9 protein-coding genes are annotated in these 14059 nt (G+C 60.8%); 2 read left to right on the top strand and 7 right to left on the bottom strand.

From position 1 onward, the window contains the following. The first annotated feature begins 379 nt into the window (after positions 1–379). Complete coding sequence (locus DFO50_RS13055; RefSeq protein ID WP_112692685.1) at positions 380–1240, top strand: hypothetical protein; 861 nt, start codon at positions 380–382, stop codon at positions 1238–1240. On the opposite strand, the gene DFO50_RS13060 is transcribed toward DFO50_RS13055, so the two are convergent. Next, positions 1209–5618 (bottom strand): RHS repeat protein, encoded by a 4410-nt coding sequence (locus DFO50_RS13060; RefSeq protein WP_112692686.1) that lies wholly within the window; start codon positions 5616–5618, stop codon positions 1209–1211. The two genes, DFO50_RS13055 and DFO50_RS13060, sit on opposite strands and share 32 nt — an antisense overlap. Positions 5619–5787: 169 nt before the next feature. Next, positions 5788–6696, bottom strand: coding sequence for a LysR family transcriptional regulator (locus DFO50_RS13065; RefSeq protein ID WP_112692687.1), 909 nt, complete (start codon positions 6694–6696; stop codon positions 5788–5790). A gap of 134 nt (positions 6697–6830) precedes the next feature. Between DFO50_RS13065 and DFO50_RS13070 the strand changes: the two genes are divergently transcribed. Further along, positions 6831–7589 (top strand): SDR family oxidoreductase, encoded by a 759-nt coding sequence (locus DFO50_RS13070; RefSeq protein ID WP_112692688.1) that lies wholly within the window; start codon positions 6831–6833, stop codon positions 7587–7589. Positions 7590–7592: 3 nt separating this feature from the next. On the opposite strand, the gene DFO50_RS13075 is transcribed toward DFO50_RS13070, so the two are convergent. The 5 genes from DFO50_RS13075 to DFO50_RS19885 form a co-directional block, all read right to left on the bottom strand. Continuing rightward, positions 7593–8948, bottom strand: coding sequence for a diguanylate cyclase domain-containing protein (locus tag DFO50_RS13075; RefSeq protein ID WP_146745088.1), 1356 nt, complete (start codon positions 8946–8948; stop codon positions 7593–7595). Between the two features lie 138 nt (positions 8949–9086). Further along, a complete protein-coding gene (locus tag DFO50_RS13080; RefSeq protein ID WP_112692689.1) occupies positions 9087–9881 on the bottom strand; it encodes a response regulator transcription factor in 795 nt (264 codons plus the stop codon). Positions 9882–10135: 254 nt separating this feature from the next. After that, the gene (locus tag DFO50_RS13085) at positions 10136–10570 is read right to left on the bottom strand and encodes a pyridoxamine 5'-phosphate oxidase family protein (RefSeq protein ID WP_158537461.1); all 435 of its coding nucleotides are present in this window, start codon (positions 10568–10570) and stop codon (positions 10136–10138) included. Positions 10571–10589: 19 nt separating this feature from the next. Next, positions 10590–11054, bottom strand: coding sequence for a GNAT family N-acetyltransferase (locus tag DFO50_RS13090; RefSeq protein WP_028499370.1), 465 nt, complete (start codon positions 11052–11054; stop codon positions 10590–10592). A gap of 96 nt (positions 11055–11150) precedes the next feature. After that, positions 11151–14057 (bottom strand): salicylate synthase, encoded by a 2907-nt coding sequence (locus tag DFO50_RS19885; RefSeq protein WP_112692691.1) that lies wholly within the window; start codon positions 14055–14057, stop codon positions 11151–11153. Between the last annotated feature and the right edge of the window lie 2 nt (positions 14058–14059).

Raw genomic sequence — 14059 nt, forward strand, 5'->3', positions numbered from 1 at the left:
CATTATTGCTTAGGTATAGACGGAGACCGGCCCTGTGGTGTGCTCCGGCATGCGAAGCGCTTGATTCCCTGGCAATGCGGGAAAACAATGGGCTCGAAACAATCAATGCAGTCTAGATTAAGCAGGTGAAGACGGGTTTTGATGCGGGGGAAAAAAGCTTTGTTCGCCCGCTCCGGACCGGTGATCCCCGCGCTGGAAAGCAATAATTGTCGCACCCTGTGTCCGGCCCGGCCACCGGCAGGAGCATGGCGGGGCGGAGACCGGCAGATTTGATCGGGAATACAAAAGCTTTATCTGACAGTGAATGCTGGATTGTTGATGACAGTTTCATTGACAATGCCCGTCCACCAAGATCCTGCTGGAAATCGGAGAGTCTGGAATGCGAATTTGCCATGGCATGGCAATCCTGTTGTCCGGCGCGTTGCTGGGAGCAAGCATGACGAGCATGGCCGCCAGGGGACCGGACATGCCGGTGGTCGGCATGGTCTGGCAACCGGACTACCCGACCCGCAACCCGCAGGGCAACTGGGAGCAGCTGGGCGTGCGGAAACTGCTGGTGCAGTGGAGTGCGGCCGGGGACTACAACTTCGTCGATGGCTGCAACAGCACGACGCCGATCACCGATCTGCCGGACTGGTCGCGGATTGCCGCCGAGCCCTGGGCGCAGGACGTGATCCTGGGACTGGCTGGCGATTTCGACGAACCCAAGGCGCGGCGCAGTCTGGAATTGCTGGTGGAGCGGTCACGCTGCCTGGCGGCATTGATGACGCCTCTGCGCGTCAGTGGCTGGTATTTTCCGGTCGAGGCCGATCCGACCTGGACCGGCGTGACCAGACTGGGCCCGCTGCTGAACCAGCTGCCGCGCCCGCTGTGGATCAGCGTATACGACAACTCCAGTATTGGCGCGGATGCGCTGGCTGACTGGCTGGATACCTGGCTGCCGGCCGATGTCGGCGTGTTTTTCCAGGATGGCGTCGGGGTCTATGCGCGCGATGCCTCCGTGGCAATGGATTACCTGAAAGTGCTGCAGCGGCGACTGGGCAAGGACCGGGTGCGTCTGATTGCCGAGATATTCCGCCCGGCGCTGGGCGGCGGCTTCCGCGCCGCCACGGCGGACGAAATGCTGCCGCAGTTGCGTGCCTATACGGGTGAGCAGGTGTATCTGTTCGAGGGGCCGCATTATCTGACCCCGCCACAGGTGCTGGAGGTCAAACGGGCGTGGAACGAGGCGCCTCGCTAGACCTCTCCGGATCTTCCGGCCGGGGGGCCGGTGCGGCTGCGGGTTGACCGGCATCCGGATCCGAGGGATCGGGGCCTCGGGTCGGCCCCACTGCCGGCGGTGTTTTCCGCCAAAGGGCCATATTGCCTTTGGGGTATTTTTTGTAGATGCCCCTTTCGACAAGTACCTGCTGACTTTTGATATTGAAAGTAAAGCCGTAGGGATTTTGACCGTTGATGTGGTAACGGTAAAAGGCCTTGATGGACAGCGCTGGTGCATACTCATTCGTATAGGCCCTCTCGTACTGGCCAATTGCCAGCTGGCTGCCATTCAGCTGGTTCAGACAGGAAAAGGTAGTGAAATACAATGATTTCCGGTCCGTGGGGTCGGTGTCGGCCAGGGTGATGAACAGGATGTCACCATTGATACGATGGTAGATCTGGCAGGATTTTTTTCGTGGAGGCAGCAGGGGATTGGTGATTTCTGAATAACTGACATCAGCAATGATTTCACCTTCCGCATAGAACCGGCTCTGGTAACTTGGCTGGCCATCCTCGATATGGCGCGTCTTTATGATTTTTCCGGAGGGGTTGTAGCAATATGTTGATGCACTTTGTGTGCTGCCGGTCGAGGTGATGATGTCAGAAAAATTATCTTCGCCAAGATAGGAGAAGGTACGTACCGTATCGCCTATCGTTTCTTTGACTACATGACCTTCCGCATCCTGTTCCAGCTTGATTTCTCTGGGATAATCCAGCCCGGCCCTGTCGACGGCGTTGACGTCAGTGTTGGTGATTTCTGATAGTTTGCTTCCCGTGATGTCATAGTAGTAATTGCTCCTGTTACCTCCCGTCGCGGCCGTGGTCGTTACTTTGCGGAGATTGCCGCTTGTATCCTGGGTAAAGGTTTGCGAAATGATGTTTTTAGCGTATTCATTTTCCAGCATCAGATCGCCAGTAACCTTCCATTCAGTCAGAAATCCTGTGCGATCGTAAGTGTAATTTTCTGTGCAATTGATGGTCTGGACCTGAAGTTTGAGCGTCTGCAGGGTGTTTCTTTTATTGTAGGTGGCGTTGTAAACTGTGATGGGTTTGGTGTTTTTTCCATCGGAAAAAACATATTTCACCTCGGTGATCAAACCGTAGGCACCATATTTTTTTCGCAGCTGGATACGGGAATAATAATCTTCCGTGATCCAGCAGTAGCTGTCGATATTGGTCACAAATCCATCAGTGTTGCGCAGAAATTTTGAGCGCGATCTGAGCGTGTCATTGACCAGAATTTCGATCTGGTCAATGCTGCCATCGGCAGCGGTGTAGGTATAGGTTTTCCTGATATTCAGCGGGTCGTCAGTGGAGGCAGAGTGAGTGAGTATGATATCGATGGAAAGGGGCTTTCCTCGCACGGTTGACAGAATTCGCGTTTCGCACTTTTCAGGTGAAATATGACTGAGCACATCCTGGTTGACATCATCCCGGGACAGATTGCCAAAGGTATCGTAGCCGAGCGTCCGGTTGTACGAAGTATTGACATTGCTGCAATAGCTCGAGGCCAGCAGCCCGGTCTTTTCCTGATAAGAGAAGGATCGCACCCCCACATTGGTGGTGCTGGCGGGCGTTTGCCTGACGTGGCGGCTGACGACCTGACCCAGGCTTGCATTGTAGGTATAAGAAAAGACGCGTCCATTCTGATAACGGACTTCGCGCGGCTGGGTCAGGCTCGTGGAGCCGGAATAGTCGTTGGTCGATTGAACCAGATTGACCGTGGAACTGGTCAGGCGATCGATGCCATCATAACCGGATGTCCCCATCACCTTGCGGTCGACCGTCAGGCGTGTTGCCAGCTCCGCCGTGCTGTGCGGGGCGTAATCTATCTGTTGCGTACCACTGACGCTGCCTTTCTTTGTCATGGCACGGTCAAAGGCATCGTAGGTGTATGTCAGATTTTCATCGATGTCGGATGTCGTGGTTATCTGCCTCCCATATCCGTCATAGGTAAAGGAGTCTGTCTGGTCTGCCTGTGTGTTTAGTGGATTTTTGAACAGATTGATTCTTTTTTGCGTCACAAGCTGATTCTGCGCGTTGAAAAAAGAAATCTGTCTGTACAACCCGGCTGACTGGGTGGCGCTGGCGGTATTGTTGTAATAGTCATACACATAGCTGAGCTGGCTTTTGTCCGGAGATTTTTTCTTGATCAAGTCATCATAGATATTCCACTGATATATCGTTCTCTCCGTGGAGATCAGTTTCTTTTCCAGGGTGTAATCGTAATCAGTTGATTCGACGAGTTGCATGAGATTGTTGTAGGTGTTTCTTTTCATTTCAAAAAACGTGGCAATGATTTTTTTGTCGATTTCCTGTTCCGTAATATAGTATTCGCTCACGATGTTTCCGAACCCGTCCATGGTGGCCTTTTTCTTGAAGGCTTCTCTGGTAGTCTGTGTCGTGACGGCGCTGTTTGCCGCCGAATAACTTGTGCTGTCCGTGGCGATCTCCGTACCGAGCGGTCCCCATGGGTAGTGTTTTTTTACCACCCGGCCCAGCGCGTCATATTCATAGGTGGTGGTGAGATTGTTTTCATCCGTACTGGACCACGTTGCCCCGGTCCGGGACAGGTGGCTGGTGCTGGTTGATTTCGTACTGCCGTCAAATCCGGTTATCGTGCTGCTTATGGCTACGGTGGCTTGCTGTGATGGATTCGTCCCCAGGCTATAGGCAGTAGAAGTTCTGGTCGTCAGGTAGATGACTATCGGCTTCCCCTTGTCATCTTTGCCCGGTGCCGGTTTGCTGACTTCCATGGAAATCAGCGCACCAGTAAAGACAGGATCCTTCTCTTCGTAGCCATATTTTTTCTGCAGCAGATAGTTCCTGGCGGAAACATCCGGGCTGGAAGTGTCATAAAAAACTTCCTGTGTCCTGACCACCATAGGGAGTGTGGAAATCTGCTTGTACTGGTATTCGTATTTTTTCACGGGGCTGGTGACGGTACCCGCCTCTTTGCCCGGTGTGATGGTCATGCTGGAAATGTAGTTGACGAAGCCATTCGGGTCGGCCGGACATAAAACGGTGTCGTCCAGTGTTTGTCCTTCGGCAGGATAGTAAGTGTAACGGGTGACAATGCCTTCGATGCTGGTATGGGTGGAGAGATTACCGTCACTGTCATACGCATGGTATACCGTGCTGGTTGTGCTCACCAATTCCTTCTTGTCCCCAATGCCGAGGCGCGTCAGGTGTGTCTCTGTAGGGAGCGAAAAAGCGGGCGACTGCGCATCGATACCCTGATCTTGTCCGGTATTGAGTGCATAGGAATAGGAAGTCAGCTTTCCATTGCGTGGCGTGAAGGGGGTCTGGTCCGGTTCCAGCGGGGTAAGACTGATGGGAAGATAGAAGTTGTTGTAACGGCGGCTTATGATTCTTGTCCCGCCTGTGGAGGCGGCGATTTCAAATTCGAAAGAATGGTTTTTTTCCAGGTTGTCAACACCTGTGGTCCACGCTTCAGTCAATGGATAACCCAGGTAATTGGCCAGCATGTAGGCATAGTTTGTTTTGATGGAGATTTTTTCTGTTTTGTCTTTTGTTTTCTGGTTGAACCAGAAGGTGTCGCGGACGCTGACTGCCATGACGCTGGCCGGGATGCCGGGCGGCCCGGCCAGCAGGGTATAGGTCAGGGTTTCATTTTGATAATAGCTGAGGATGGAAGTGAATCCGGACAGGCAATAATAACTGGTATTGTGAATCTGGGATGTCATTTCGTACAAGAGCGTCAATGTCTTGCCACTGCCTTCCAGTACCTTGAGCAGTGCGCGCACCGGGCTGGTGGCAGGGTCGCTGAATTGCAGGTTCAGTGTGCATTGCGGGGTAGTGACAATATGGGTATTGCTGGCCCATTTGCTGCTGACCAGCGTGGCGCCGCTGCTGTCGGTAATGGTGAAAGCGTTGTCTGCATTCCAGGCAAACAGGATCGCCTTGCCGTTGGGGGCCGTGATTTTGCTGACACGCCCGTTTTGAATGGTTTCGATGCTGCCGTCTTTGTTGATGACACGATAAGTGTCGGCTGAGTCTTTGACAAAATTGAAATTCCTGGTCACCTTGTATTGCAGGGTGACCGTGCTGCCACTTTCGCTCAGTATTCTGTAGCGGTTGCCATTCGACAATACCAGAGTGCGTGTGCCATCGGCATTGCTGTCGATATGCGCCAGACTCATCTCCCAGCCAACGCCAAACCCATAGTCGATATTGTTGAACTGGTTGAAATAAAGAATGAAATTCAGGATGGGACCCTGAATGCTGTTTGAGGGCAGTGTGGCAATCGGGATCGTGCGGATATACATGCCGGTGCGCGGTTCGACACCATCGGCAAACCAGTCGATCATGTTGAATACATTGGAATCAAATAGCATGAAAAATCTCCTGGCAAGACAGGAATCATGTAATGAGCACGCAAAGAAACGAGGTTGCCGCTTGGCCGCGGCACCTGTGAGGGAGTCTTGTTAAGTATTTATGATGGCGAATGAAAATCCAGCAAGCTCATCCATTAACTGATGAATGGTGTGTGCCAGCCAGTCTGATTCAGGGCAGCAGACAGGGCTGCATCAGTGCGGCGATCCAGTTCATGAAGACATGGACCCGCCTCGGCAGATGGCGGCGATTCGCATACAGCAGCGAGACCGGCATCGGTGCCGCACGCCAGTCAGGCAGTACTTCGACCAGGCGGCCGCTGGCAAGGTGCTCATGCACGCTGAATGCGGGGGCCTGGATCAGGCCGAGACCGGCCAGGCAGGCTGCCTGATAGGAGGTCGAGTTGTTGACGGTCAGTGCGCCGGTCATGGGCAGATGGCGGATTTCGCCGCGGATGGCATCGACGTACTCGAAACCGGCAGACCTGGTGCCCAGCGTCGACACGTAGTGGATCAGCCGGTGGCCGGTCAGGTCTTCCAGCGTGGCGGGCATGCCGGTACGGGCCAGGTAGTCGGCACTGGCGCAATTGAGCAGCCGGACATGCCCCAGCGGGCGGGCAACCAGGCTGGAGTCGCGCAGGGTGCCGACGCGGAGCACGCAGTCGAACCCTTCGCGCACCGGATCGACACGCCGGTCGGTACTGCTGAGCTCGATATCGAGCTGCGGATGCTCATGCAGAAAGTCCGGCAACTGCGGCATGACGATCTGGCGGGCGATGCCTGCCGGCATGTCCACGCGCAGCCGTCCGCTGAGAACCGACGCGTCACTCTGGAACAGGCCCTGCAGCTCGTCGACATCAGCCAGCAGATCCTTGCTGCGTTCATAGAACGCCTGACCGTCCTGGGTCATCTGCACCTTGCGCGTGGTGCGATGCAATAGCTGGGTGCCAAGCCGGCTTTCCAGTTGCTGGATGGCAATGGACACGCTGGCCTTGGGCAGTCCCATGCTCTCCGCTGCGCGGGTAAAGCTGGCCAGCTCCGCGACGCGAAGGTAAATCTGCATGGCATCGAGCAGGTTCATTGCCACCTCTTGCTGTTTGTCACGAATGAACAGTCTAGTCAGAAAATGCGCATTTATCAGGCATGCATCAATCAATACACTGATTTCAGCTGAGGAATTTCAGCAGAGGCATCAACGCAAAGGGAGCAAGGAACATGGATAGCCGTATCGCACTCGTCACCGGTGGCAGCCGGGGGCTGGGAAAGAATACCGCGCTGAAACTGGCGGCAAAGGGCGTGGACGTGGTGCTGACGTATCGCAGCCGCCAGGCCGAGGCCGACGAGGTGGTGGCTGCGATCGGGCAGCTGGGCCGGCGAGCAGTTGCGCTGCCGCTGGATGTGGCGGACAGCGCGTCATTCGCCGCTTTCGCCGCACAATTGCGCACGGTGTTGCAGACGCACTGGCAGCGGACCGATTTCGACTATCTGGTCAACAATGCCGGCATCGGCATCCATGCCGCCTTTGCCGAAACGACCGAGGCGCAATTCGACCAGTTGGTGAACATCCAGTTCAAGGGGGTGTTTTTCCTGACCCAGACGCTGCTGCCACTGATCCGCGATGGCGGGCGCATCGTCAACGTGTCCACCGGCCTGACCCGTTTTGCCTTGCCCGGCTTTGCCGCCTATGCGGCGATGAAGGGGGCGGTTGAAGTGCTGACCCGTTACCAGGCCAAAGAGCTGGGGGCGCGCGGCATCGCTGTCAATGTGGTGGCGCCCGGTGCGATCGAGACCGACTTTGGTGGCGGCGTGGTGCGCGACAATGCGGCGATGAATGCCGGGATCGCCGCGCAGACCGCGCTGGGCCGGGTCGGGGTGCCGGATGATATCGGCGGTGTGATCGCCTCGCTGCTGTCGGACGACAACCGCTGGATCAACGGGCAGCGGATCGAAGCATCGGGCGGCATGTTCCTGTAGCCGTCAGGGCGGCGAGAAGAAACTGAAGCTGCCATGCTCGACGCGCTTGGCCTGGTACATGGCGGTGTCGGCATGGCGCAGCAGGCTGGTCATGTCGCTGCCGTCGCGCGGGAACAGGCTGACGCCGACGCTGGCGGACAGCACCATGGTGGTGTCGCCGATACGCGCCGGCACGCTCAGTGTCGCGCGCAGCCGTTCGAGAAAGGCCGCGACATGGCTGACGCTGCAGCGCGGCAGCACCAGCACGAACTCGTCGCCGGACAGGCGGCCCACCAGGTCCGAATCCCGGACCACGCTGCGCAGACGCTCGGCCACGATCCGCAGCAATTCGTCGCCACAGGCGTGACCGAGTGCATCGTTGACCTGCTTGAAACGGTCAAGATCGACGAACAGTACGGCCAGTCCGGCCTGTTCCCGCGCCATTTCCACCAGCATCTGGCTGGCCCGGCTCAGCAACTGGCTGCGGTTGGGCAGGCCGGTCAGGGCATCGTAGAAGGCCATCTGGCGGATATGCCGGTGCGCCTCGTCGCGCTCGATCGCCAGCAGGCACAAGTGGGTACCGATGGCCACCAGCTGGCTGTGCAGCGGGTCCGGGCCGCGGCAATCGCGGAAATACAGGGCGAACGTCGCCACCACCCGTCCGTCGCGGTGGTGGACCGGCACCGACCAGCAGGCATGCAGCCCCAGTGCCAGCGCCTGCTGGCGGTAATCGGTCCACAGCGGGTCGCGGGCCACATCGGTGACCAGTACCGCCTCGCCGCGAAAAGCGGCCGTGCCGCATGAACCGGCCGATGGCCCGGACGGCATGCCGTCCAGCGAGCGCAGATAGGATGCCGGCAGGCTGGGGCCCGCCAGGGGATGCAGCATGCCGTCCCGGTCAACGCGCAGGACGGAGGCGATGGCATCGGGGGCCATGCGCTCGATCTCCCGGCACAGCAGGGTCATCACGTGCTCAAGCGGCTGTTCGCGAACCAGCGCTTCCATCACCACGCATTGCAGGACCTCGTGCAGCTTGGTGCGGGTAATGTCGGTCAGCACGGTGACCATGTGGCGGATGCTGCCGTCCGGGTCGAAGACCGGGCTGGAATCCAGGTGTGCCCACAGCCGCTGGCCATTGCGCCGGGTCAGCAGCAGGTCGGTTTCATGGCGCTGGCCGAGGCGGATCTTCTTTACCGCCTTGCGGAAGCGATATTCGGACACGCGATCCGATACCAGGAACTGGCGGATGGGCCTGTCGAGCATCTCCGCGCGAGCATGGCCGGACAGGCAGGCAAAGGCCTCGTTGACATAGCGCACGCGCGTTTCGCCATCCGTGATGCAGAGCGCCGCGCCACTGGCATTGACGGACTGCAGCAGCAAACGGCATTCGGCGTCCCGGAATGCCTCGCGGGGCGCAGAATGCCTGGTGCTGGCAGGGACCGGCACTTGCGTGATGACTCCCCGAGTGATTTCTCCCGACGCCAATCTGATTCCTTGCTCGATGAGGGGCTTGCCGGTTCAGGTCAGGACCGGGTCGCCCGAAATATGCACCGGGGTGGTACACACATAGCCAATGCCATAGGCGCTCAGTATCGACAGCGGTTTGATTCCGCTGGGAGACAGTTTCGAGCGCAGTCGATGAATCAGGACTTCGAGCCGGTGCGGGTCATAAAGATCGGGGTGCCCGCCCAGTGAGGTCACCAGGTCCTTGCGCGGCACCGGCAGATGCGGGCTGCAGGCCAGACGGTGCAGCACGCGGAATTCGGCTTCGGTCAGATGGATGTGCTGTCCCCCCGGCGCCTGGACTTTCCGGCTGCCGGGCAGCAGGCACCAGTCTTCGTCGGCGGTGACGGAATGCTTGTCCCGGGTAACCAGCCGCCGCCCCAGCGCAGCCAGTGTGGCGCCGAGTTCGGACAGCTTGACCGGCTTGGTCAGGAAGTAATCGGCCCCCTGGGTCAGCCCGCTGATCCGCTCCTGCAGGCCGACGTGGCCGGTCAGTATGACGATGCCCAGCATCGGCCAGCGCCGGCGCAGATCGGGCAGGGTGCTCATGCCGTCGCCATCAGGCAATCCGACGTCGAGAATCAATATGTCGGGCGAGTGCTGGTCCGGTGACTGCAGATATTCCTGCATCGTGGCGAGGCGATCGAGCCCGACGACATGGTGGCCGCTGTCGGCCAGATAATCCATTAGCGCCAGCCGCCACTCCTTATAGTCTTCTACGATCAAGATATTCATATTTGGGTGGGGGCATGATTTATTTTTCTGTCGAGTGGGCCTTGCCGTGCAGGAGGTTTTACATCTGTACCGCATATTTATACGGTATAAAAAACGACATATGCTCACGAATACTCACAAATCGACGGGTCGAAGCGGGAGAAAAGGCTTTATGCCGGGGCAGGGTTGATGCAGGTCAGCCCGCGGGGCCTGTTCCCCTGATCGGGTCGGCCGGCATGGTATCCGCATCGGGTGAGGTGCGCGCACAAATCCCCGCGGCAGCGAAAGCATGCCGTGGGGACGCCGGTCAACTGGCGGACGGCTGGTGCAGGCCGAAGCGTGATCAGGCCTCAGTTGCCGCTGCGCGACCAGCGGGTCTTGTGGCCGAACTGCTGCCGGTTGTCGGTGAACTTGAGCTGTTCGAGCGCCAGGCGCCAGACCGGCGCGGTGTGCAGTCCGGCCTGGGGATGGCGCCCGATATAGCACTGCAGCGCCCGGTCGCGCAGGTCCTGCTCGAGCAGGATGGCGCGGGCGGTGAACTGCAGGCCGCAGATCTCGTGCACGGCCTGTGGCTGGCCGCTGATGGTGCCGGCCACCTGCGGCCGGTCACGCATGTGACGGCCATGCCGGGTCTCGCCGCTGCTCAGGATCAGCAGTGCGACGTCGGCCTGGTCGAATGCATAGAAGCAACTGGCTGCCCACGGGCCATTGGCGTCACAAGTGGCGAGGCTGAGCACGTGGTGGCCGAGGATGAAGTCGCGGATCGTCGCGGGCAGGGGCGGCATGGCAGGACCTGGTTCCGGCTCAGTCGCGCCGCATCGGCACGAAGCGGACGCCGTTGCGTTCGGTCTCCGGGCCGCTGACACAGAAGCCGAAGCGCTCGTAGACCGGCACCGCATGCAGCGACGAGTTGACGGTGAAGGCGCCGTACTCGCCCGGGCGGCGTGCCTCCGCGAGCGCATGCTCCCACAGGGCACGGGCGATGCCGCGCCGGTGCTCGTCGGGGGACACGAACAGGTGGTGAACGTGAGTGCGGTCGCGCAGCGCGATCACGCCGCGCAGGGTGTCGCCGCGGGTGGCGGTGTAGTAGCGGAAAGCCGGGTCTGCAATCAGGGCGGCAATCGAGGACGGATGCAGTGAATACAGGAACGGACCGACCTGCTCGTCATCCGGTGTGGCGACAAAATGGCTGGCCAGTGACCGGATCAGCGCGCTGATGCTGTCGACCCGGGAAGATTCGGCAAGGCCGATGCGCAAGGTGTCCGGCATGGTTCAGATCCTGGATAAACGCCCACTGTACCAGTTTGCCCGCTGGCCACGGCGAACGGCTGCGTTCCGCGCGCCCGGCCGGGCGCGCGGTGCTGCCTAGACGGCGGCCGTATGCAGGTGCTGCGCCACGCAGGCCAGTTTCTCGCAGGTTTCGGTCCATTCCCGTTCGGGCGTGGACAGCGGCACCAGTCCGGCGCCCGCCTGCAGCCAGCAACGATTGCCGTCGCGGTACACCGAACGCAGCACCAGGGCGGCATCGAGCGCGCCATCGCTGTCGACGATCATCACGCAGCCGCTGTACAGCCCGCGCGGCTGTGCTTCGTGGCGGCGAATGCTGTCCAGTGCCTCGCGCTTGGGAATGCCCGAGGCGGTCACGGCCGGGAACAGTTTCTCGAACGCATCCCAGGCATGGCAACCGGTGGCAAGCTGGCCACGCACCCGCGATGCCAGATGCTGCACGCTGCCGCGCCGGCAGACGTCCATGAATTCGCTGACACCGAGCGAGTCGGTATCGCAGAAGGCCGACATCTCGCTCATTGCCAGCTTGACCGACACCGCATGCTCGGCAATCTCCTTGGCATCACCGAGCAGTTCGCCCTGCAGCCGTGCGTCCTCGCCGGTCTCGCCGGCCAGGGCGCGCGTGCCGGCCAGCGGCTGGGTGCTGACCTGGCCGCGGGCATCGACCTCCACCACCGTTTCCGGGCTGAAACCATAGGCCTGGAAATCGCCGTCACGCAGCAGGAACGAGCGTGCCGGCGTGTTGGCGCGGCGTCCTGCCAGGTAGCTGGACACCATATCCAGTGATGACGGCACTTCGACTGCGCGCGACAGGATCACCTTCTGGTAGTCACCGGCCTGCATTTCACCGACGGCGGCGGATACCTGCTGTTTGAAGCGGGCTTCGGCCTCGCGGTTTTCCAGTACGCCGATCGCCTTGCCCAGGGGGGACCGGGTCGGGATGTCCCCGGCCATGACCAGGGCAGCCAGCCCGGGCAGGGCCGCGGGGTCGAGGCTGCGGATCAGGGCCAGCCCGTCGCGCAGGCGGATCTCGCTCTGCGGGATGGACAGGCGCAGCAGCGGCTCGCCGTCGCTGGTGGCATGAATGCCATAGGCCAGGTGTGCAAACTCGAACGTGGCACGGCCATAGGCCCGCCAGTCAGTGAACGGAATGTCGGCAAGCGCCTCGGCGATGCCGGCGCACGGGCGACTGCCTTCACGCGAGGTGCCGTTGCTGTGATGCACCGTTCCCCGGGCGTCGACGACCAGGCTCAGTGCCGCATCCATGCCGATACTCCACTCGCCGCGACACTCGTACAGCGTGTAGTGCCGGGTCGGCAGCTTGCCGGCCAGCCGGGCAGCCAGCTCCAGCGGCGCGCTGTTCACCCTGATCTGCTGCTCGGCGTAGCGGCGGAGAGGGGGCGCGCGGTCTGCGGCCATGGCCAGCGCGACCAGGCGCCGCCGGTCGATCTTGCCGACCGGTGTCAGCGGCCAGGCGTGGAGGGTTTCGATCTGGTCCGGCAGCATGAGGCGGCCCAGCCCGCGCGCACTCAGCGCCTGATTCAGCGCCAGACCGTCGGGTATCCGTTCCCCCGCAGGCTGCACGAAGGCGCAGATCCGCTCGCCAAGCAGCGGGTCGGGAACCGCGACCACGATCGCCGCCTGCACGCCGGGCAGTGCGCACAACTGGGACTCGATGTCGGCGATGGCGATTTTTTCGCCGCTGCGCTGGATCTGTTCCTTCAGCCGGCCTTCGACGATCAGGTTGCCATCGCCATCCCGGCGCACCAGATCGCCGGTGCGGTAGAAGCCATCGGCGGTAAAACTGAGTGCATCCTGCTCCGGCGCGCGGTAGTAGTGCCGGATGGTATACGGCCCCCGCGTCTGCAGCTCGCCGGCCATGCCCTCGTTGACCTCGCGGCCCTGCTCGTCGACGATGCGCAGCCTGTCCCAGGATGACAGCGGGCGCCCCTGGGTATGGAGAATGGTATTCAGCGGATCATCCAGCCGGGTGAAGCACAGCAGGCCTTCCGCCATGCCGAACACCTGCTGCAGGCACGCGCCGGACAGGCCGGACAGCTGCCGCGCCAGCGCCGGCGCCAGCCGCGAGCCGCCAACCTGCAGGACGCGCAGACTGGACAGGTCGCTGGTTTCCCATTCCCGTGCCTGTGCCCACAACTGTGCCAGCGGCGGCACCAGGGCCAGATGGGTGACCCGCTCGCGTGCGATCAGCGGCATGGCCACATCGCAACTGGCGGTGGCCGAAAGCACGACCGTGCCGCCGCAGGCCAGCGTTCCGAACACGCCCGGGCACGCCAGGGTGAAATTGTGGGCGGCCGGCAGCACGGCCAGGTACACGCTGTCGCTGCCCAGCGCGCACAGCGCTGCCGAGGCGGTGAAATTGTAGAAATAGTCGGCGTGGGTGCGCGGAATCAGTTTCGGCGTACCGGTCGTGCCGCCGGACAGCAGCAGCACGGCCACCTCGCCGGGCGCCGGGGCCGGCCAGCGCGCCGGTTCGCCATCGACGTCGCCGAGCGCCCGGAAGGACGACGGGCCCTCACCGGGATCGCCATCGACAATCACCTGCAGCGCCGGGCGGGTGGCCGCGATGCTGGCTGCCAGCGGACGATAGTCGAAGCCGTGTGCCGTCGCGGGAATGAAATAGGCCGTCGGCTCGGCGAGGCGGCACAGTGCCTCGATCTCGCGCGAGCGCTGGGTCGGCATTGCCAGTACCGGGATGACGCCAAGGCGGAACAGGGCCAGGCAGACCGACACGAAGCCGATGCCGTTCGGCAGTTGCAGCATTGCGCGGTCGCCACGGCGCAGGCCGAGCCGGTGCAGGCCGGCCGCCAGGCGTTCAACCCGGTGGTCGAGTCCGGCGAAGGACAGGCGCTGCTCACCGTCGACCAGCGCCGTATGGTCGCCATAGCGGCGGGCCCAGAGCGGCAGGCATTCGCCCAGTGGCGGGGGCGGGGCGTCTGGAACCGGGTAGCGTGTTTTTTCCATGG

The sequence above is a fragment of the Microvirgula sp. AG722 genome, assembly GCF_003269145.1.
Taxonomy (GTDB): domain Bacteria; phylum Pseudomonadota; class Gammaproteobacteria; order Burkholderiales; family Aquaspirillaceae; genus Microvirgula; species Microvirgula aerodenitrificans.